Origin of the sequence: Bradyrhizobium yuanmingense (assembly GCF_029167105.1) — a bacterium.
GTDB classification, from domain to species: domain Bacteria; phylum Pseudomonadota; class Alphaproteobacteria; order Rhizobiales; family Xanthobacteraceae; genus Bradyrhizobium; species Bradyrhizobium yuanmingense_A.
Genome location: NZ_JARFML010000044.1, coordinates 1 through 20,760, shown reverse-complemented (window position 1 = coordinate 20,760; position 20,760 = coordinate 1). Strand labels below are relative to the sequence as shown.

Annotated in this window: 21 protein-coding genes; 7 read left to right on the top strand and 14 right to left on the bottom strand. The window is 64.4% G+C overall.

The genetic code is table 11. The features are described from left to right. Positions 1-82 precede the first annotated feature (82 nt). Positions 83-844, top strand: coding sequence for an outer membrane protein (locus P0R31_RS35685; protein ID WP_275519534.1), 762 nt, complete (start codon positions 83-85; stop codon positions 842-844). Between the two features lie 122 nt (positions 845-966). On the opposite strand, the gene boxB is transcribed toward P0R31_RS35685, so the two are convergent. The 4 genes from boxB to P0R31_RS35665 form a co-directional block, all read right to left on the bottom strand. Then, a complete protein-coding gene (gene boxB, locus P0R31_RS35680) occupies positions 967-2,418 on the bottom strand; it encodes a benzoyl-CoA 2,3-epoxidase subunit BoxB (RefSeq protein ID WP_128266003.1) in 1,452 nt (483 codons plus the stop codon). A gap of 141 nt (positions 2,419-2,559) precedes the next feature. Then, complete coding sequence (boxC, locus tag P0R31_RS35675) at positions 2,560-4,248, bottom strand: 2,3-epoxybenzoyl-CoA dihydrolase (protein ID WP_275519475.1); 1,689 nt, start codon at positions 4,246-4,248, stop codon at positions 2,560-2,562. Between the two features lie 129 nt (positions 4,249-4,377). Beyond that, on the bottom strand, positions 4,378-5,190 hold the full coding sequence (locus P0R31_RS35670; RefSeq protein ID WP_275519473.1) for an alpha/beta fold hydrolase: 813 nt from the start codon (positions 5,188-5,190) through the stop codon (positions 4,378-4,380). 115 nt (positions 5,191-5,305) lie between these two features. After that, positions 5,306-6,847, bottom strand: a complete 1,542-nt coding sequence (locus P0R31_RS35665; RefSeq protein WP_275519471.1) for a benzoate-CoA ligase family protein — start codon at positions 6,845-6,847, stop codon at positions 5,306-5,308. Between the two features lie 121 nt (positions 6,848-6,968). On the opposite strand from P0R31_RS35665, the gene P0R31_RS35660 reads away from it, so the two are divergent. The 4 genes from P0R31_RS35660 to P0R31_RS35645 all read left to right on the top strand — a co-directional run bounded on the left by P0R31_RS35660 (position 6,969) and on the right by P0R31_RS35645 (position 9,797). Next, entirely contained in the window at positions 6,969-7,877 is a 909-nt protein-coding gene (locus P0R31_RS35660; protein ID WP_275519469.1) for a helix-turn-helix transcriptional regulator, read from the top strand. Positions 7,878-7,879: 2 nt separating this feature from the next. Then, positions 7,880-8,275: a group II truncated hemoglobin gene (locus tag P0R31_RS35655; protein ID WP_275519467.1), complete on the top strand. Its 396-nt coding sequence runs from the start codon at positions 7,880-7,882 to the stop codon at positions 8,273-8,275. Positions 8,276-8,426: 151 nt separating this feature from the next. Beyond that, positions 8,427-9,254 (top strand): helix-turn-helix domain-containing protein, encoded by an 828-nt coding sequence (locus tag P0R31_RS35650; RefSeq protein WP_275519465.1) that lies wholly within the window; start codon positions 8,427-8,429, stop codon positions 9,252-9,254. 108 nt (positions 9,255-9,362) lie between these two features. Then, positions 9,363-9,797 (top strand): VOC family protein, encoded by a 435-nt coding sequence (locus P0R31_RS35645; RefSeq protein ID WP_275519463.1) that lies wholly within the window; start codon positions 9,363-9,365, stop codon positions 9,795-9,797. An 85-nt stretch (positions 9,798-9,882) separates the two neighbouring features. Here P0R31_RS35645 and P0R31_RS35640 read toward each other — a convergent pair whose 3' ends face one another. Then, complete coding sequence (locus P0R31_RS35640; RefSeq protein ID WP_275519461.1) at positions 9,883-10,215, bottom strand: PRC-barrel domain-containing protein; 333 nt, start codon at positions 10,213-10,215, stop codon at positions 9,883-9,885. A gap of 654 nt (positions 10,216-10,869) precedes the next feature. Here P0R31_RS35640 and P0R31_RS35635 point away from each other — a divergent pair. Further along, positions 10,870-11,223: a hypothetical protein gene (locus P0R31_RS35635; protein WP_430516886.1), complete on the top strand. Its 354-nt coding sequence runs from the start codon at positions 10,870-10,872 to the stop codon at positions 11,221-11,223. A gap of 31 nt (positions 11,224-11,254) precedes the next feature. Here the strand turns inward: P0R31_RS35635 and P0R31_RS35630 are convergent, their stop codons facing one another. The 9 genes from P0R31_RS35630 to P0R31_RS35590 form a co-directional block, all read right to left on the bottom strand. Then, positions 11,255-13,501 carry a TonB-dependent siderophore receptor gene (locus tag P0R31_RS35630; RefSeq protein WP_275519458.1) on the bottom strand — a complete coding sequence of 749 codons (2,247 nt, stop codon included), beginning with the start codon at positions 13,499-13,501 and terminating at the stop codon, positions 11,255-11,257. Positions 13,502-13,686: 185 nt separating this feature from the next. Next, positions 13,687-14,520, bottom strand: coding sequence for a helix-turn-helix transcriptional regulator (locus tag P0R31_RS35625; protein ID WP_275519454.1), 834 nt, complete (start codon positions 14,518-14,520; stop codon positions 13,687-13,689). A 164-nt stretch (positions 14,521-14,684) separates the two neighbouring features. After that, complete coding sequence (locus P0R31_RS35620) at positions 14,685-15,398, bottom strand: ABC transporter ATP-binding protein (RefSeq protein ID WP_275519452.1); 714 nt, start codon at positions 15,396-15,398, stop codon at positions 14,685-14,687. Further along, on the bottom strand, positions 15,391-16,158 hold the full coding sequence (locus tag P0R31_RS35615) for an ABC transporter ATP-binding protein (RefSeq protein WP_275519450.1): 768 nt from the start codon (positions 16,156-16,158) through the stop codon (positions 15,391-15,393). The genes P0R31_RS35620 and P0R31_RS35615 overlap by 8 nt, the downstream gene beginning before the upstream one ends. Further along, a complete protein-coding gene (locus P0R31_RS35610; protein WP_275519448.1) occupies positions 16,151-17,095 on the bottom strand; it encodes a branched-chain amino acid ABC transporter permease in 945 nt (314 codons plus the stop codon). Before P0R31_RS35610 ends, P0R31_RS35615 begins: the two co-directional genes overlap by 8 nt. Then, the gene (locus P0R31_RS35605) at positions 17,092-18,009 is read right to left on the bottom strand and encodes a branched-chain amino acid ABC transporter permease (protein WP_018644491.1); all 918 of its coding nucleotides are present in this window, start codon (positions 18,007-18,009) and stop codon (positions 17,092-17,094) included. Before P0R31_RS35605 ends, P0R31_RS35610 begins: the two co-directional genes overlap by 4 nt. Positions 18,010-18,312: 303 nt before the next feature. Next, on the bottom strand, positions 18,313-18,531 hold the full coding sequence (locus P0R31_RS35600) for a hypothetical protein (protein ID WP_275519446.1): 219 nt from the start codon (positions 18,529-18,531) through the stop codon (positions 18,313-18,315). A 1-nt stretch (position 18,532) separates the two neighbouring features. Next, on the bottom strand, positions 18,533-19,192 hold the full coding sequence (locus P0R31_RS35595; protein ID WP_275519444.1) for an acyl-homoserine-lactone synthase: 660 nt from the start codon (positions 19,190-19,192) through the stop codon (positions 18,533-18,535). A gap of 85 nt (positions 19,193-19,277) precedes the next feature. Further along, positions 19,278-20,015 (bottom strand): helix-turn-helix transcriptional regulator, encoded by a 738-nt coding sequence (locus P0R31_RS35590; protein WP_275519441.1) that lies wholly within the window; start codon positions 20,013-20,015, stop codon positions 19,278-19,280. Positions 20,016-20,181: 166 nt separating this feature from the next. Here P0R31_RS35590 and P0R31_RS35585 point away from each other — a divergent pair, with 166 nt between their 5' ends. After that, the gene (locus P0R31_RS35585; RefSeq protein ID WP_275519439.1) at positions 20,182-20,358 is read left to right on the top strand and encodes a hypothetical protein; all 177 of its coding nucleotides are present in this window, start codon (positions 20,182-20,184) and stop codon (positions 20,356-20,358) included. Positions 20,359-20,760 lie beyond the last annotated feature (402 nt).

Here is a 20,760-nt window from a genome sequence, read left to right as displayed (position 1 = left end):
CTCGCTGTGTCGTTCCGGTGACAGCAATCCGACCGGGACCAAGTATTCTGCGAACCTAATTTACGACTGGGTTGCCAATACGATGAAGGTTATCGCCACGCTCGCCGTTTCGGCGGCACTCACTGGATCGGCTGTTGCGGCGGATCTGGCAGCCCGGCCCTACACCAAGGCGCCGGTCCCGGTCACTGCCGTCTACGACTGGACCGGCTTCTACATCGGCGCCAACGCCGGCGGCGGCTGGGCTCGCAAGTGCTGGGACAACTTCTCCGTGCTCGGCGGTCCCAGGCCGGTGACCACCGAAGGATGCCACGATGCGACCGGCGGCACGGTCGGGGGCCAGATCGGCTATCGTTGGCAGGCGACCAATTGGGTGTTCGGGCTCGAGGCGCAAGGTAACTGGGCCAATTTCACCGGGTCCAATGAGAGCCTGCTATTTCCCGCCCCCTTTGGCCAGATCAACCGCAGCAAGGTTGACGCCTTCGGCCTGTTCACCGGTCAGGTCGGCTACGCCTGGAACAATGTCCTTTGGTACGTGAAGGGCGGCGCCGCTGTCGCCCACGACAAGTACGAGGGTATCGACATCCCGACCGGCGCCGTGTTCGATCGTGCGAGCGAGACCCGCTGGGGCGGGGCCGTTGGGACCGGCATCGAATATGGCTTCGCCCCGAACTGGTCGCTCGCGATCGAATACAACCATCTGTTCATGGGCAAGCGCGACATCAGCTTCAACTTTGTGCCGCCGTTTGCAGGGCCCTCGCGCAGCGACACCATCCGTCAAGATGTCGATGTGGTCACCGCCCGCATCAACTATCGCTTCGGCGGCCCGGTCGTCGCCCGCTACTGATCGACAGACGCCCTCTCGGATAACAAAGCCCCGGCACTGCACGGGGCTTTTCTTTTGATGGTTTGATGATCGGCCGGCCGGAGACGGCCTAGCCGGCGATCGTCTTCAGGCCGCCATACGGCTTACGACTCGATCTTCACGTACTCGAAATCGCCGGGCTTGTTGTCGATGCCGACCTTGGGCGGCGAGATCCAGGAGGCGAACTGGCCGATCTCGGTGACAGGCTGCATCAGCGAGGTGATGAAGTCGCCGTCGCTCGCCGACGGCAGCCATTCGTCCTTGCGCTTGGCCCAGGTGGCATCGTCGATCAGGATGCCGTCGGGCGTCGCGTGCACGTCCTTGAACTCGCCGATGTGGCGGTGGAAGGCGACGTTGGGCAGCGTCAGCTTGAAGTCGTAGCCCGCGGTCGAGATCACCTTGTTCCAGCGCAGCATGCCCTTGACGCAATCCTGGCTGTAATCGTCGCGCAGGCGCATGTTGAGCGCGGTCAGCGCCGGCTCGTCCACCAGCTTGACCTCGCCGTTGATCAGCTTGAGCACCGGATAGGTGGAGTTCTTGAGCTGGTGATCGTCGTCGATCTGGGTCTCGTGATAGCGGCCCTTGATGCCGGCGTTGAACGCGTTGGCGGCGTTGGTCGAGACTTCCGAGCCGAACAGGTCGAGCGAGAGCGTGTAGTGCAGGTTCAGCTTCTTCTGGATGGTCGGAAGATCGATCACGCCGAGCGCGCGGACTTTTGCGATGTCGGTCGGATCGGTGATGCCGGCCGCGCGCATCGCATCGCAGGTGCGCTGCACGACGCGGGTGATGCCGGTCTCGCCGACGAACATGTGGTGCGCTTCCTCCGTCAGCATGAAGCGGCAGGTGCGCGACAAGGGATCGAAGCCGGACTGCGCGAGCGAGTGCAGCTGCATCTTGCCGTCGCGGTCGGTGAAATAGGTGAACATGAAGAAGGACAGCCAGTCCGGCGTCGCCTCGTTGAACGCGCCCAGCATGCGCGGCGCGTCGGCATCGCCGGAGCGGCGGCGCAAGAGATCGTCGGCCTCCTCACGGCCGTCGCGGCCGAAATACTTTTGCAGCAGATAGACCATGGCCCAGAGGTGACGGCCTTCCTCGACATTGACCTGGAACAGATTGCGCATGTCGTAGAGCGATGGCGCGGTCTTGCCGAGATGGCGCTGCTGCTCGACCGAAGCAGGCTCGGTGTCGCCCTGGATCACGATCAGGCGGCGCAGCATGGCGCGATGCTCGCCCGGGACTTCCTGCCAGGCCGGCTCGCCATAATGCTCGCCGAACGGCACGACACGATTCTCCTCCTGCGGCGCAAGCAGAATGCCCCAGCGATATTCGGGCATGCGGACGTAGTCGAACTTGGCCCAGCCGCGCGGATCGACGGAATAAGCGGTCCGCAAATAGACCAGCGATTCCTGGAAGCCTTCGGGGCCCATGTCGCTCCACCAGTCCATGTAGCCGGGATGCCAGCCCTCCAGCGCCTTGAGCACCTGGCGGTCTTCGGCGAGGTTGACGTTGTTGGGAATCTTGGTCGAGTAGTCGACGTTCATGATGTTCATGTTCATGGCCGTGCTCCTTGCGATCTCTTTCCGTCATGCCCGGCCTTGTGCCGGGCATCCACGTTCTTGCTTCCTCGAGCCAAGGACGTGGATGGCCGGGACATTTGTGCGAAGACGCGCTTCTGCCCGGCCATGACGCGGTGAATGTCAGACCCGTGTCATATCGAATTTCGGTTTCTGGCCGCTGCCGTAGCGGCGCAGCGCGCCCTCTTCTCCGACGGCGTTCGGGCGCTGGAATATCCAGTTCTGCCACGCCGTGAGGCGCGCGAAGATCTTCGATTCCATCGTCTCGGGGCCGACGAAGCGCAGGCTCGCTTCCATGCCGGTGAGGCTGTCGGGCGAGAAGCTGGCGCGCTCCTCGAGGAACACGCGGACCTCGTCGTCCCAGTCGATGTCGTCGAGCGCGAAGGTGACGAGGCCGAGCTCTTCCGCCTGCTCGGCGTCGAGGCTGGTCCCGAGCGTCGCTTCCGCGCGCTCCAGATCGGACGGGTCGGCCTGGAAGCGCGATTCCAGCCGCGTCAGGCCGTGGCTCATCGGATAGGGGCCGAAATTCATGGCGGACAGTTCGATCGACGGCGGCGGACGATTGTCGCCCTGGCGGGTGCCGATCAGCATGTAGGAGCGGTCGGCGGCAAAGACGAGCTCGGCCAGCGTGCCGGCAAAGCAGGAGCCGGGCTCGACCAGCGTCACCAGCGTGCGCGAGGTGACGTCGACGCGCTTGAGCACGCGCTTCCAGTAATGCCTGATCTCGTTGACCAGCCAGTGCGCCTTGTTGGCTTCGAGGAACGCATCGCAGGCGAGCACATGGGCGCGGTCGCCATGGCTCTTGAACACCAGCATCGCAATCTCGAGCTCGTTGATGCGCAAGTGCAGGATGGCGTCGTCGAGCTCGCGCGCCACCTGCAGCGGCCAGAACGAGACGCCTTGCGCCATCATGCCGTCGACGTCGGCGGGCGGCGCTGTCTCCGGCGCCTTGATCGAGATGGTGGCGATGCGGGCGGTGCGATCGATGTCGACGGTGACGAAGCCGTAGCGGATGCTGTTTTCGTCGATCAGGCGCCTGAGCGGCGTCAGCGCGATGCCCTTGCCGCTGCCCTTGCGCTTGGAAGCAGCCGCGAACTCCTTGGCCCGCTCGGCGATCTTGGCTTCCAACTTGGAGTTCGGCGCGATCTCGTCGACGAGGCGCCATTGCACGGCGCGCTTGCCCTTCACGCCCTCTTCGATGGTGCAGAAGACATCGGCGTGGTCGCGCCGCACCTTGCGCTTGTCGACCACCCGCGTAAGACCGCCGGTGCCCGGCAGCACCGCGAGCAGCGGCACTTCGGGCAGCGCCACGGCCGACGAGCCGTCGTCGGCGAGGATGATGTGATCGGTCGCGAGCGCCAGCTCATAGCCGCCGCCGGCGGCGGAGCCGTTCACGACGGTGATGAAGCGCTGGCCGGAATTCTCCGACGAATCTTCCATGCCGTTGCGGGTCTCGTTGGTGAATTTGCAGAAGTTCACCTTGTGGGCGTGGGTTGAGCCCGCAAGCATGCGGATGTTGGCGCCAGCGCAGAACACGCGGTTCTTGGCCGAGCGCAGCACCACGACCTTCACTTGCGGATGCTCGAAGCGCAGCCGCTGGATCGCGTCAGCGAGCTCGATGTCGACGCCAAGATCGTAGGAATTGAGCTTGAGCTGGTAGCCCTCGAACAGGCCGCCATTCTCGTCGACGTCCATGGTCAGCGTCGCGACGTCGCCCTCGACCGCGAGCTTCCAATGCTTGTAGCGGGACGGTTCGGTCTGGAAATCGATGAATGTCGCGCCGCCTGCGAGGCGCCGATCTTCCCCGGCCATGGGTCATCCCTGAGCTTGATTATGCGTTTTGGCTGTAGCGTTAGATGCACAATAGTGCATCTTATAAGGTTAGTCTAGCCCGAATCGCGGTCTCACATGCACTTTGCTTCATCTCGGCGCGCATGCGCCTCATGCAGCCTGAAGCCCCGGATCGTCCCGCAAGGCGGCCTTTGCGAACTGCACGATGGCCTCGAGGGTCGGCCCCGGGGCCTCGCGATGGGGGGAATGCCCTGCGCCGGCAATGATTTTCAGGTCGACCGGGCAGTAACATTCCTCCTGCGCGATCTCGGCCTGACGCAATGTCCCGTATTGATCATTCGCGCCCTGCACGATCATGACGGGCACGCGGATGTAAGCGAGGTATTCCGAGATATCCCAATCGCGGAATTTCGGATCGAGCCAGGCGCCGTTCCAGCCGTAGAAGGCGTTGTCGACGTCCTTGTGCCAGCGCGCCAGCTTTGTCTTGAGGTCCGTGGTCTCGAATGTCGTCTTGATCGCGGCGATGGATTTGATCGAGATGTCCTCGACGATGAAATGCGGCGCGATCAGCACGAGGCCGTTGAGGCGATGATCCTGATGCGCCCCGGCATAGATGGTCGCGATCGAGGCCCCGTCGGAATGGCCGAGCAGGAGGCCGCGCTTGAAGCCGATCGCATCGAGCAACTTGGGCAACACGTCCAGCGCCTCGCGATGCATGTAGTCGAGCGGCCGCGGCAGTGCGACCGGGCTGGACTGGCCGTAGCCTGCGCGCGAATAGGCGAAGATGCCAGCGCCCGTGGCGTGCTGCAGCTTCTCGGGGAAATCGCCCCAGAGGCCGACAGAGCCGAGGCCCTCATGCAGCATCACGATGGTGGGAGCGTCGGGGACTAGCGGCGCGAGCCATCTGTATTCGAGGCTGGCACCGCCGATGTCGAGGAAGCCGGTGGGGGTGAGGTTGGTCATTTCTGCACTCTTCTCTCTCGATCGTCATGCCCGGGCTTGACCCGGGCATCCACGTCTTTGCTCATGCGTGGCGGCGCGTGGATGGCCGGGTCAAGCCCGGCCATGACGGCTGCTATTAATGCACGCCTTCCCGCAGCTTGAACCGCTGGATCTTTCCGGTCGCGGTCTTCGGCAGCGAATCCACCACATCGATCCAGCGCGGATATTTCCAGGGGCCGATCTTCTGCTTGACGTGCTCCTTGAGCATCTCCTGCAAATCCGTCGTCTTGGCGCCCGGGCGCAGCACGACGAAGGCCTTGGGCTTCAGCAAGCCTTCCGGATCTGCCTCGGGCACGACGGCAGCTTCCAGCACGGCCGGATGGGTGATCAGCGCGCTTTCGACCTCGAACGGCGAGACCCAGATGCCGGAGACCTTGAACATGTCGTCGGCGCGGCCGCAGAAGGTGTAGCGGCCATCGGCGTCACGGATGTATTTGTCGCCGGTGCGGGTCCACGGCCCCTCGAAGGTGCGGCGGCTCTTGTGACGCTGGTTCCAGTAGCCCTCGCCGGCCGAGGGCGCATCGACCAGGAGTTCGCCGACCTCGCCGTCGGCGACGTCCTGCCCGGCCTCGTTGACGAGCCGCACCGCATAGCCCGGCACCGGCTTGCCGGACGAGCCGTATTTGATGTCGCCGGGCGCGTTCGACAGAAAAATGTGCAACAGCTCCGTCGAGCCGACGCCGTCGAGAATGTCGACACCGAAGCGTGCCTTCCAGCTGTGGCCGACGGATTCCGGCAGCGCTTCGCCGGCGGAGGTGCAGATGCGCAAAGCCTTGCCGCCGCGCTCGCTCTTCATCGTCTCGTCGTTGAGCATCGCCGCGAACAAGGTCGGCACGCCGTAGAAGATCGAGGGATTGTAGCGGTTCATCAGGTCGAACATGCGCGCCGGCGTCGGCCGCTCGCTGTTGAGGATCACGCTGGCGCCGACCGACATCGGGAAGGTCAGCGCATTGCCGAGGCCATAGGCAAAGAACAATTTCGCCGCGGAGAGACACACATCGCTCTCGCGAATGCCGAGCACCTGCTTGGCATAGGTGTCGGCGGTCGCCTGCAAATTGGAATGGATATGGCGCACGCCCTTCGGCATGCCCGTCGACCCCGACGAATAGAGCCAGAACGCCGGCTCATCCGGGTGGGTCGCCGCGGTGGTGAACTGGTCGCTCTCGCCGGCGAGCTCTTCGGCGAGCTGCTTGTGACCGTTCTGCTTGGCGCCGGAGACCACGACATGCTCGAGATCCGGCATGCGGCCGACGACGTCCCTGATGACGGGATAGAGCGCTTCGGACACGAACAGCACGCGCGCGCGGCAGTCGGCGAGGATGTAGGCGTATTGGTCCGCAGTCAGCAGCGTGTTGAGCGGCACCGGCACGATGCCGGCGCGGATCGCGCCCAGGAACACGATCGGGAAGTCGACCGTGTCCAGCATGATCATCGCCACGCGCTCCTCGCGGCGGACGTCGAGCCGGCGCAGCATGTTGGCGGCGCGCCGGGTCTGTTGCTGGAGCTCGCCATAGGTGAGCCGCAAGACGGTGTCGTCGAAGGCGAGCTTGTTGCCGCGGCCCGCCTCGACATTACGGTCGAGCAGCCAGGTCACCGCATTGTAGGATCCCTCGCTCACGGACATCTCCCCGGAATTTTGAATTATAATTCATAGAAAGACACCACGGCGGCTTGCTGTCAATGCCAGCAGGCACTATGTTTCATTAAAACGCGCCGCAGGACCCCTGTAAAGAAGGCTCATGACCGAAAGTCCCGACGCCGAATCCCGCTTCCTCGAACAACTCGGCCAGCGTGTGCGCACCATGCGCGCGCTGCGCGGCATGTCGCGCAAAGTGCTCGCCAAGGTGTCGGGGATTTCGGAGCGCTACATCGCGCAGCTCGAGAGCGGCAAGGGCAATGTCTCGATCGTGCTGCTGCGCCGCGTCTCCGACGCGATGGGCGCCCATCTCGAAGATTTGCTGCCCAGCGCCGATCCGACGCCGGACTGGCAGATGTTTCGCGACCTCTTGCGCAAGGCGACGCCCAGCCAAATCGCGCAGGCCAAGGATCTGCTCGCCGGCGGCAGCGCCTCCGCGCCGCGGCGCGCGCCATTCTGCGGCATCGCGCTTATCGGCCTGCGCGGCGCCGGCAAGTCGACACTTGGCCGGATGCTGGCGAAGAAGATCGGCTGGAGTTTTGTCGAGCTGAACAAGGAGGTCGAGCAGCAGAACGGGCTCTCGGTCGCCGAGATCATCGCGCTGTACGGCCAGGAAGGCTTTCGCCGCATGGAGCAGGCGGCGCTGCAACAGCTGCTCGCGCGCAACGAGCTGATGGTGCTGGCAACCGGCGGCGGCATCGTCTCCGAGCCCCTGACCTTCGATCAGGTCCTGAGCTCGTTCTACACGATCTGGCTGAAGGCCGAGCCCGAGGAGCACATGGCGCGCGTCCGCCGCCAGGGCGATCTGCGCCCGATGGCGGATGATCGCTCGGCGATGACGGAGCTGCGCAATATTCTGCTCAGCCGCGAGCCGCTCTATTCGCGCGCAACCGCGGTGGTGGATACCGCGGGGCTGTCGGTCGACGCCGCCGCCGTGCGCCTGATCGATGCGGTGCGGCCGGTGCTGCAGAACGAAGCCCGCAGCTTCGGGCTGCGCAGCGTGGCGCTGTAGAGATGACCTCCGCCGACGTCGCCATCTCCATGTTCGAGCGGATCGGCGGCCGCGCTACGATCGAGGCTCTCGTCGACCGTTTCTACGACCGCATGGACACCCTGCCGGAGGCGAAGATCATCCGCGCCATGCATGCGGACGATCTCGGCCTGATCAGGGACGTGCTGAAGCGCTACCTCACCGAGTGGACCGGCGGCCCGCGGCTCTATACCCCCGAGAAAGGCCATCCACGGCTGCGCCAGCGCCATTTCGGCTTTGCCATTGGGGACGCCGAGCGCGACGCCTGGATGCTGTGCATGCGGGGCGCGATGGAGGAGACGATCGCCGACGCCGGCGCGCGGCAGGATCTCGACAAGGCGCTGTCCGGCCTGGCCGACTGGATGCGCAACCGGCCGTGACGGGGCGGCAGCGCTTCGGCACAATTCGACGGCGTGCCACGCACCGGGTCATTTGAGTTCCGCGGCGATCGCCTGCTAAACTCAAGGCATGACCGACACGCTCCCCGACACCATACGCATGGAGCGCGAAGCGACGGAGCGTTAGCGCGTGATGGACGCACCTCCCGATGTCATCCGTCGACCGCCCTCGCCGCGCCTTGCGCGGCTGGTCTCCAGCATTTCCTTCTACCGCGAGCGCGGCATCGGCCTGGCCGCCTTCCGCCACGCCGCGCCGCTTGCACTGCCTCTGCTGGTGAATTTGGGAACGCCCTTCCGCATTGCGCTCGGACACCGACCGGACACCGCCGATGCGCGGCCGAGTTTCGCGGCGGGTCTTTTTCCCGGGCCGGTCGTGATCGAATCCGACGGGCGCGCCGAATGCGTTCAGGTCGATTTCACGCCGCTTGGGGCGTATCGCTTCTTCGGAGACGCCGTGCCCGATCTGACCGCGCGGATCGTCGGCCTCGACGACATTCTGGGACGGCACGGTGGGGAGCTCCGCGCCAGGGTGGCCGAGGCGGCCGGCTGGCAGCGACGATTCGAGATCGTGGAAGACTTCGTGCTTCGCCGCGCCATACACGAGCCCTCGCCTGAGGTCGCTTTCGCGCTGGACACGCTCTGGCGAGGCGCGGGCGCGGTCAGGATCGCCGACATTGCCTCCGACATCGGCTGGAGCCGCAAGCATCTCACGCGCCGCTTCCATCACGAGATCGGCGTCCCGCTAAAGGTGCTGGCGCAGATGCTGCGCTTTCATCGCGCTTGCGTCCTGGCCCGGACGGATGGCGCAGGCGGCTGGGCGGCCATTGCCGCGGACGCCGGCTATGCCGACCAGGCACATCTTGCGCGCGATTTCCGCTTGTTCAGCGGCGAGACGCCGACCGGATGGGCCGCGCGGCTTGATGTCGTCGATCCACGCCTGATGCGGGACGGCGGAGGCTAGCGCCAAAACAGCGCGAGTCGGCGCGAGGCTCGGTCAGGTCCCATTTGTTCAAGCCGGCCGCCATGATCCGAACTAGGGTCGGTTTCGATAAGCAACTCGGAGAGTGTCATGAGCCAGACAAACGGCTATGAAGCGCCGCGCCTCTACCACACCATGCGCTGCAAGGATGCCGAGGCGATGATCGCCTGGCTGAAGAACGTTCTCGGCTTTGCCGAACGGGTGGTTTACCGCAAGGAGGGCACGGTCGTTCACGCCGAGCTGGCGTTCGGATCGTCGATCCTCATGCTGGGCGCGCATCGCGACGACGCCTACGGCAAACTGATTGGTGACATCGACGCCCGGCGGACGGACGCCGTCTATCTGGCTGTCGCTGATCCCGACGCGCTCTATCAAAAGGTGAAAGCCGCCGGGGCGCAGATCGAGATGGAGCCCACCACGACCGATTATGGCAGCCGCGATTTCGCCGCACGCGACGTGGAGGGCGGCCTCTGGAGCTTTGGCACCTATTGGCCCAAGGTCGGCGAGCAGCCGCTCGCGGGATAGCGGGCGCTCGCGTCGGACAACGCTCGGCCACCGCTTGAGCCAGCCGCATTCGCGCCGAGCATGCGAGCTGGCCGGCCGTTTCCCACTAGACCGACCAGTAGTGCGGATGCGGGTAGGGCCGCGAGCGGTCGCCCCAGTCGAACGCGTCGCCATCGAACTCGCACGGGCCGCTGCTGAGTTCGTCCAGCGTCTGCTCGATCTGGAACGCCTGCCGTGCTGGATCGTACTTCAGCGCGCTCCACTGCAGCGGATAATGGTGACGCGTACCGAGCAGCCCGCCGGTCTTGATCACGGCATAGGCAACCGTTCCGCTCATCTTGTCGAGCATCAACCGCTCGATCGTGCCGAGCTTCGTGCCGTCGCGTCCGTAGACGGCGACGTGCTCCACGCGATCACTGGGAACCATGGTGTGGTTCATGGTCTCCTCCCTGTTCTCTTGTGTTCACGATATTATAGCACCGGTTTCGCGGCGGCGGGAGCAGCTACAATTGCTGCAAGCGGCCCGCCCCGGCCACCAGAGCGTCACTTCAGCCGAATCGTGTCGACGCGACGGCACTGGACGCAATGATAGACGTGCTCCGCAGGCAGCGTGACTATTCCAGGTAGTGTCGCCAGGAATTTCATTGGCCGTCTGCATTTTGAGCAGATGAGGATCGGCGGATCGTCTTGGCGATCGGAACTCATACAATAACCGGGGCTGAAGGCCGCCCGCACGTTACTGCCGCGCTGCGCGCGCTTCATCCCGGGAGAACTACCGGCCTTGATCGGAATCCGATCGGCCCCGCTCGCGCGCCGCTTCACGCGCGCGTGAGGCGACTTCGTCCGGACTGTTGCGACGACATCGCGCCGCCCCCGGACGAAGCCATTTTCCTCATTCGGCGAAAAACGCCGGAAAGGCAGGCGGGCTAGAATTCCCTGCATTGATCAACAACGGAGTTCGGTCATGTGGGGTCAACTTTTCAGCCTGATCTATCGCCTGTCCTGCCGGACCACCCTGATCGAGATCGGCGCGCACCGACTCGCGCGCTAATCCCATGAAGTCCAAGGGAATTGGGTCAGATCGATTGACCAGATGACGGGGATTACCATGCGCAAGCTGATCCTGATCGCAGCCATGTCGCTGCTGGCAAGCCAGGCCCATGGCGGAGGCTCGCGGAGCCTCAGCCTGGCGGCGGCCGATTCGAAGCAACCGGCCACCGAGCAGCCGGCCGCGCCGGTCGCCGTGCCGCCGCAGGCGACGCAAGCGTCACCGGCAAACGTCCAGACGCCGACCGCACCGGCCGCAACGACATCGACCACCGCAGCTCCGGTGCAATCAAGCACGACGCCGGCAAGGACGAGCGAAACGCCAAAGCCGAAACGCCGGCAGCCGTCCGTCGAAGCCCGCGTGATCCGCGAACTGCACCGCCACGGGATCTATTGGTAATCGTCCCGCCGCGTCCGCCCGGCGGCTCCGCTCACCAGCGATAGCCGAGCGTGGCGATGACGGTCAGCGGCGCGCCGCGGTAGCAGTAGCCGACCTGACACGTCGTGTAGTGCACATTGAACAGGTTCCTGGCGTTGACCTGGAACTGAAGTCCTTTCAGCTCCTTCGCCGCCTCGCCGAAGTCGTATTTCAGCGCGGCGTCGACCAGGGTCACCGAACTGTTCTTGAACGTGTTCTGATCATCGCCATAGCTCCAAGACATGTAGCGCGCGCCGGCACCGACGCTCAGGCCAGCGAAGGGGCCAGCCAGCGGCAGGGCGTAATTGCCCCACAGCGTCACGGTGTGCGGAGGATTGCCCGACGGAAACTTGCCGACCAACGCGCTGTCGCCGGCCTGCTTGGTGACCATGTCGAGATAGGTGTAGGACGAGGTGATGTCGAAACCATTGCCGAGGCTTGCAAGCCCCTGCAACTCGAAGCCGCGGCTTTGAATCTCGCCACGCTGGACCGTCACGCCCGTGCCCGTCGTCACCAGGCCGCCATCCTGCGTCAGGTCGAACACGGCAGCGGTAATGAGGCTTCGCGTCCCCGGCGGCTGATACTTTACGCCGATCTCGGTCTGCTTGCCGGTGGTCGGCTTGAAGAAGGCGCCGGACGGATCGACGCCGAGATTGGGAAAGAACGACGTCGAATAGGCGACGTAGGGCGCCACACCGGAATCGAACACATAGGTCAGGCCTGCCCGCCCACTATAGGCCTGATCGGATTGCGTCTGTCTTGTCAGCGCGAACCGGTCCTCGCCGGTGGTGCGGACCCAGTCGCTGCGGCCGCTCAGCGTCAGGATCCAGTGGTCGAGTTTGGCCTGGTCCTGAATGTAGACGCCGGACTGGGTTTGCCGCTGCGCCGTGGACGAGGAGATCGCGGGATCCGGAATGGATTCCGGCGCATAGACCGGCGCAGCCAGATTGAGATCGGACACGCCGAAGCCGAACCCCTGCTTGTCGGTGAACTTCGACGAGGTGTAGTCGGTGCCGACCAGGAGCGTGTGCTGCACCGGGCCGGTGGAGAGCTTCGCCTCGACCTGGTTGTCCATGATGGCAGATTGCAGCGTGTCGTGGACGTAGCCGGTATAGCGCGACACGACGTTGCCGACGGGAGCACCGAGAAAACCGACATAGCGCGTGACCGCATCGAGATCGACGTAGCGGAATTTCTGGCGGACGGTCACGGCGTTGTCGAACGCGTGCTCGAACAGATAGCCGACACGCCCCTGCTCCTGATCGAGCGAATTGTAGGACGGGCTGCCCGTGAAGATGTCCGTCGTCGTCCCGATGCCCGAAGAATAGGTGAACATCGACCCCGGCGTCTTCGATTTCTGATAGGCGCCGAGAAGCGTGAGGGTTGTCGATTGGTCCGGTCTCCAGGTGATGGCGGGAGCGACATAGGTGCGGTTGTCCTTGCCGCCCGGCACGAACACATCGGCGTCTCGCACTAGGCCGGTCAGCCGATAGGAGAATTGGCCGTTGGGATCGATCGGCCCCGAAAAATCGAAATTGCCCTGAACGCGATCGCGGTCGCCGAACAGCGTCTGCACCTCGTGGAAAGGCTGGCTGGTCGGCAGCTTGCTTTGCAGATCGACCAGTCCGCCTGGCGAGCCGAGGCCGTAGAGCGCCGAGCTCGGGCCGCGGACCACGGTGATGCTGTCGACCCCATAGGGCTCCGTCTTGAACACGCCAAGGCCAGCGCCGACGAGACGCAGGCCGTCGAGATAGATGCCGTTATAGGTGATGTCGAAGCCGCGGATCGAGATGGCATCGAAGCGCGGATCGTAGCCTGAGGCATCGATGCGCACGCCCGGCTCATAGCCGACTGCCTGCGTCAGCGTCTGCACGGCGCGGTCGTTGAGCTCCTTGCGCGTCACGACCGAGATCGACTGCGGCGTCTCCAGCAGGGGCGTGTTCGTCTTGGTGCCCGCAGAGCTGCTGCTGGCAACGTAGCTTCTCTCGCTCGACGTGGCAGGACCGCCACCTGCCTCGCGCGCATCCTGGCTTGCGGCTTGCCTGGAGGCGGCATTGCGTTGCGCCGCGACACGACCGCGTTGCGACGGTGAAGTGCGCTGGGCAGACACGGCGCGCGGGCGCACCTGGTTCGGCGCCTCCACGGTGACGGGCGGCAATGTCGCGGCCGTCGATCCCGAATTGGACCCGGAGACCTGTGCAAGCGTCGGTGTCACCTGCAAAACCACGCCCAGACCGGCCATACCCAGACCAGCCTTCATCACCCGTTCCCAACCGAACGTTTGCCCGTCGCCACGCCTCATCGTCTTCCCCAAGCTCCGTCTTTGGACCACCCGGGAGTAATCAGATCGGGGCGCACGCCGCCTTTGCGACCGCGCAAATCGCCTTTGATTCCACGTGGAGGCTTTCAAGACTGAGGCGTGAGGCGGCGCATCGCGTGATGCCGTTACTGGCAGCGACTGGGCGAATGACCGAAGCGCCTGCGAAAGGCCGTCGCGAAGTTCGCCGGATGGGTATAGCCGACCCGATAGGCCGCCTCGGTGACCGACAAGCGCTGGTGAATCAGAAGAGCTCGTGCAGTATCGAGCCGGCGCGCCCTCAGATAATCGATGGCGCTCTCGCCATAGGCGATCTGGAATTTCTGATTGAAAGATCGCCGGCTCAGGCCTGCGTTCCGCGCCAGCTCGTCGATGCTCCAGGGATAGGCAAGGTCGGCGTCCATCCGCTCCTTGACCGATTGCAGCCTCATACGCTGGAGGTCTGTTGCCGGATCGACCGCGATCCGGCTGCACTCGCCGAACAAGGCATGGACGACGATCTCGGTGGCATGCGCCGACATCAGCAATCGCGCCGCGTTTCCGGCGACCGGCGGCGAGAACATTTCCGCCGCGACGGCCTGCACCCGCGCCGATGCGGCGAGCGAGAGGATGACCGCGCCAGATCCTTCGCCCTTGAACAGCGTCCGAAACGCGGCGCCGAGTCCGAGCTGATCGATGGAAGCTCCGGGCAACGCAAGGCCGATGGCGCTCCGCATCGAGCGTTTCACGGCGAGGCGCTCGCGCACCGCGATCACGCCCATCCGCCTCTCGCCGATCGAGCGCGTCAGAGTGCCGGGGCCAGCACCGACCTCATCGAACGCCACCGAGATGAACAAGCCCGGCGCTGCGATTGCGGGCCCCTCATCGTCGGCGCGGAACTCACCTTGAACGACCACGCAGCCCGGATAATCCAGCCATTGGGCTGCCCCTTGCTGTGCGGAACCGACGTCGTCCTCAGGCAACCCGACAATTTGCTCGTAAAAGTCCCGCATCGAATCCACAACGCCGCGTCTTCTTTGACGGCTGACGGCGGCACGCTCAAGAGCTCAGCGCGCTGTTTGGAGGATTTCGAAATTGGATTTGCTCGAAGAGAGCTCGCATTGCCGCGGCGAAGGCGACGAACGCGTCAAATTCCCAGATATTTGTGCTGCAGGTCCGGCGCCGCCATCAGCTGGTCGGAGGTGCCGCTCCACACCGTCTTGCCGCGCTCGATGATGTAGTGGCGATCGCAGATGCGGGCGAGATGGTCGACGTTCTTGTCGACGACCAGGATCGACTGCCCGCGGCTCTTGAGCAGCGACAGGCAATTCCAGATCTCCTCGCGGATCAGCGGCGCGAGACCTTCGGTCGCCTCGTCCAGGATCAGGAGTTTTGGATTCGTCATCAGCGCGCGGCCGATCGCGAGCATCTGCTGCTCGCCGCCGGAAAGCTGGTTGCCCATGTTGGACGCGCGTTCGGCGAGGCGCGGAAACATCACGTAGATTGCGGCGAGCGTCCAGGGATTATCGCTGTTGAAGCGATCGGCCGCGGCCGCGACCAGGTTCTCGCGCACGGTGAGGTTCGGAAAGATCTGCCGGCCCTCGGGCACGAGACCGACGCCGAGTTTCGCAATCCGGTAGGACGGAAGCTGCCGCACCTCCGCGCCCGCGAAGCGAATGGTGCCCGCGCGCGCCGGCGTCAGGCCCATGATGGAGCGGATGGTGGTGGTCTTGCCCATGCCGTTGCGGCCCATCAGCGAGACCATCTCGCCCGGCTTGATCGACAGCGACAGGCCGAACAGCACCTGGGACAGGCCGTAACAGGTCTCGATGCCGTCGACCTCGAGCAGCGTGTCAGCCATGATGCGTCACCACATGCTGATCGCCGAGATAGGCGCGCTTGACGTCCTCGTTGGCGCGGATCGCGGCCGGATCGCCGGAGGCGATGACGCGGCCGTAGACCAGCACCGTGATGCGGTCGGCCAGCGCGAACACCGCCGGCATGTCGTGCTCGACCAGCACGATCGAGACCTCTTTCCGCAGCTCCTGGAGCAGCTTCACCATGCGCTGGGATTCGGTGACGCCGAGGCCCGCCATCGGCTCGTCCAGCAGCAGCAATTTCGGCTTGCTCGCGAGCGCGACCGCGAGCTCGAGCTCGCGACGCTCGCCATGGCTGAGCCTGGACACCACGACATCGGCACGGTGACCGAGGCCGACGCGATCGAGCGCCGCCTGCGCGGCATCGCGCAGGCCCTGCTCCTTGCGCGCGTTGGCGAAGAAGCGGAACGAGGTGCCGGCATGCGCTTGCGCCGCCAGCGCCACATTGTCGGCGGCGGTGAAGTCGAGCAGCAGCGAGGTGATCTGGAACGAACGCGCCAGGCCCAGCGCGCAGCGGCGATAGGCCGGCAGATAGGTGATGTCGCGCCCGGCCAGCGAGACGCTGCCGGAATGCGGTTCGAGATGCCCGGTGAGCTGGCTGATCAGCGTGGTCTTGCCGGCGCCGTTCGGGCCGATGATGGCGTGCAGCTCGCCTGATGCGACGTCGAGCGAGACGTTGTCGGTGGCGATGATGCCGCCGAAGCGACGCACCAGCTTTTCGACGCGGAGCAAGGGTTCAGCCACGGCCAGCCCTCCCGAGTGCGCCCATGATGCCGCCGCGGCCGAACAGGACGATGAGCAGCAGCAGCGGGCCCAGGATCAGCGCCCAATATTCGGTGATCTGCGACAGCAGCTCTTCCAGCAGCAGGAACACCACCGCACCCATGACCGGGCCGAACAGCGTGCCCATGCCGCCAAGGATCACCATCACCATGAGGTCGCCGGAACGGGTCCAGTACATCACGGCCGGGCTTACGAAATCGGTGTTGTTGGCGAGCAGCGCGCCGGCAAGGCCGCACATCGTGCCTGATATGACGAAGCAGACCAGTTGGTAGCGCTTGGCCGGGAAGCCGATGGCCTGCATGCGCTGCTCGTTGGAACGCAGGCCCTGCACGACAAGACCGAAGCGCGAGTTGACGATGCGCCATATCAGGAGCATGACGCCGAAAAGGCAGGCGAGGCAGAGATAGTAGAACTGCGTGCGGTTGCCGAGATCGATCAGGCCCGAGAAGTCGCTGCGCTTGTAGATCGTGAGGCCGTCATCGCCGCCGTAGCGGGCCAGCCCCGAGGCGACGTAATAGGCCATCTGGGCGAAGGCCAGCGTGATCATGATGAAGTAGACGCCACGGGTGCGCAGCGACAGCGCGCCGATCACCAGCGCATAGATCGCCGACGCCGCGACCGCGACCGGAAACTGGATGAAGCCGGACCCAACGCCCTCCTGCGCCAGCATGCCGACGGCGTAGCCGCCGATGCCGAGATAGGCAGCATGGCCAAAGCTCATCAGGCCCGCAAATCCCATGATGAGGTTGAGGCTCGCAGCCGCCAGCGCCAGGATGATGATGCGGGTGAACAGCGTCAGGATGAAGATGTTGCCGGACAGATGCGAGTAGAGCGGCAGCAGCACGAGGCCCGCCAGCATCAGGGCCGTGACGGCCTTGCTCACGCTCAGACTCTTCATCGACGGTTGGCCGGAAACAGCCCCTCCGGCCGCACTACCAGCACGATCGCCATGAGCAGGTAGATCAGCATGGAGGACAGCGCGGGTGCGGCGGTGGATGCGGCGGCGCCGCTCAGCACCTGGCGGAGCAGGTTCGGCAGGAAGGCGCGGCCGAGCGTGTCGATCATGCCGACGAAGATCGCGGCCAGGAAGGCGCCGCGGATCGAGCCGATGCCGCCGATCACGATGATGACGAAAGCGAGGATCAGGATGTTCTCGCCCATCCCGATCTGCACGGTCAGGATCGGCGCCTGCATCAGCCCGGCAAGGCCCGCGAGTGCGGCGCCGAGGCCGAACACCAGCGTGTAGAGCAGCTTGATGTTGATGCCGAGCGCGCCGATCATCTCGCGGTTCGAGGCGCCGGCCCGGATCAGCATGCCGATGCGGGTGCGCATCACGCCGAGATAGAGCAACAGCGCGACCAGCAGCGCCACCGCGATGATGGCGAGGCGATAGGCGGGATAGTGAATACCGGGAAGGATCGGCACCGGCACGGTGAGCCAGGCCGGCAGCGGCAGCGCCAGGCCCGCCGGGCCCCAGATCAGCCGCACGGCTTCGTTGAAGAACAGGATCAGGCCGAAGGTCGCGAGCACGTGGTCGAGGTGGTCGCGGCCATAGAGATGCCGCAGCGCCGTCACCTCCAGCACGATGCCGAGCACGAGCGTGGCGCCTAGCGCCATCAGCGCACCGAGCAGGAAGCTGCCGGTCCACGCCGCGAAGGTCGCGGCGAAATAAGCGCCCATCATATAGAGCGAGCCGTGCGCGAGGTTGACGAGATCCATGATCCCGAACACCAGCGTCAGGCCCGCGGCGAGCAGGAACAGCAGCAGACCGAACTGCAGCCCATTCAAGAATTGTTCGACGACGAGCAGCATCAAGACTCTTTCAGGCGCGCGCAGCGTCGCGCCGATGTTCGAACACAGTCGCCATCAGTGAAAGAGCTCCCCCTGCCTCTTCAAGGCCGAAAAATGGGTAATGGCAGTATCGTTCCGAGGCAAGAGCGATTCGACACCAGACATGCACTTTGTTGCATCTCGGCACATGCGGCCGAGACGCGCATCGCAATGCAAAAAGGCTGCCGAGCGGCATGAGGCAACCTGCCGCAGCCAAACGACATCACCCTCTCACCGGCTGGCGGTGAGAGGGCGCGATCGTCGTCAAATCGAGCAGGGCTGCGTCTAGTGCGACGTCATCTGCCGGGGGAGGTCGTCCGGCTCGGCGAGAACACTGTTGGCCGTCGACGCCTCCAGGGCCGCCATCCGAAACAGATAGGCGAGCGTCGTCAATCCGGTGTCCTCCGCCATTTGCGCCAGCTCGAGCGCCATGTCGGACATGTAGCCGAGATCCTCGTCTTTCATTTGCGCCATGATCTGGCTGTCCCGCATCACGTTCGACATCTCAGGCGCTCTTTCGTTGCGCGGCAGCATGACCGCTGAGGTTGGCACGGGCGACGCAGTCGATCCTCGGACCGTTCTGCTGGACGATGCTCGCCATCCCGATACGGCCGCGCACGACGTCGAGCGACTCCCGGCGCATCTCGATGGTTGCTGCCATGGTCCAGGAATTCTCCACCAGCGCTGGCAATCCCAGCGGCGTCACGACGAATCCGATCTCGTGGAACCGCGGCAACCACCACGTCTCCATGACGAGGCAGAGCCGCTCGATGCCCTGATCGAGACAGAATTCCTGCGCGGCTGCCATCAATTGTAAATTGAAAGCGCCGTCGCGGCGCTCGCGCGTGACGAAGAAGCGCGACCATTCCCAGACCAGCGGGTCAGCAGGGCAACCTCGCACCGCAGCGAGATGCGGGAAAACCTCGCTCATCATCGTCGGCCGGGTGGTCGGATACAGGCGGGAGCCGCCGAGCACCCGGCGGTTTTCGAGAGCCAGCAGGTAGACCGCGTCCTCGTTGTCGTAGCTGTCGACCTCGCGGCCATCAGGCTTGCGAAGCGCCTCCCATTTCCGCTCCTCGACGAAAATCTCGTGACGAACCCGGAAATGCTGTTCGAGCACGTCCTCGTACAGGTGCCGATTGACGCAAGAAATCACATGAATCATGAAGTCCCCCATCGCTTGAAATGAGGGAAGCCTCAGCGAAAAAGGCAAAATCGACTATTGGGAAATTTCCCAGTAGGCGGAGATTTCAGGGAGAGATGATTCTGTTGCGGATCGCGATGGCGACCGCATGCGTCCGGTTGACGGCGCCGAGCTTGCGCGCAGCAGTTGCAAGATGCTCTTCGGCGGTGCGTTGCGTGATGTGCAGGATCTCGCCGATTTCCCAGGCAGACTTCCCTTGCGAGGCCCAGGCGATCACCTCGCGCTCGCGGGGAGTAAGACGCGTGGACGGATGCGGCACCGGCTCGAGCAGACGGCGGATGTGATCGAAGCCGTACATCCCGATCAGGTGCAGCGCCGGCTTGCTGCGCGCATTGAGATCGAGGTGGACGCCGGCGAGCGAGACGCCGGCCTCATAGCCAGTCAGGCCATGGATCGGCACGACGAAGCCGCGCGACATGCGAAAATCGGCTGCGCGCCGCATCACCTCCACCGCACCGGGCTCCAGCTCCGGATCGTACGGCGCTTCGGACCATTCGAAAGGGTTCACCGTCTGCCGACATTTGCGGACCACGGGATCGACCCGGTCGTAGCTCTTTTCGGTGTAGAGGCTGAACCACTCCGCCGGCCACTTCTTGGCAAGCACCATCTGGGAAAAGCGCTGCTCGGGATTCGGCAAGCCCGTGACAATGATGTGTTCGAAACCGTAGCGACCGAACGCAGTTGCAAGCGCGTCCATGGCGTCTGGAACCTTGGTGTAGGCTCCGAGCCCTTCGATGAAGTCGAGCGCCTCCCGGCCATAATCAACGGCGTCTGTGGCCGACATCGGTAAGTTTCCTGACCTTCGGTCTTCCCGTATAGCACGTAATTGGGCGCTGCCTCAATTCGCTGTGGCCGTAGTTTCCCGGTGCTCATCCGCTCTGAAGATTTAACTACTTGTGGCAGAATTGACGCCACGATACACCTGAGAACGTCGAAGCGGGAAACCAACGATGGAAGACGAGGACATCGCCCTCAACAGCGTGCTCGGCCTGGAATTGAACCGCGTGTTTTTTGCCGTCCGCGAAACGGCGAACAAGCAGAAGATCATCGAGTTTGCTCGCGAGGTGCTGCAGAGCGAGCGCGCGGAGCTGGCCGAGGGCCTGTCGCCGGAAGGGCCGGCGAGCTAGAACGCCGTTGCAACAGAAGACGGCGAAGCGACAGATCGCCCGACGAGGACGCCTCTCCATCTGACCACGCGGACTTGGTCGAAACACTTTGACCGCCAAGTTGAGTTTCCCTTCTCCCCTTGTGGGAGGAGGTGGCGCGAAGCGCCGGATGAGGGGTCTCTCTCCGCGAAGCCGATTCCCATGTGAAGTCGCGGTGAGAGACCCCTCACCCGTCTCGCCGCTCTGCGGCGATCCACCCTCTCCCACAAGGGGCCTGTTGCGCTACTGCTTTTTGAGGCCGAAGACGTCAGGATAGAGGGCCGCAGTCGCGTGGATTGCGGTCCGAGTTTGTAATTGCCACCCTCGGCGGGCAGTTCAGGCGGTGATCGTGGCCCACCGCCTCATATTGAACGCGATGGAGGC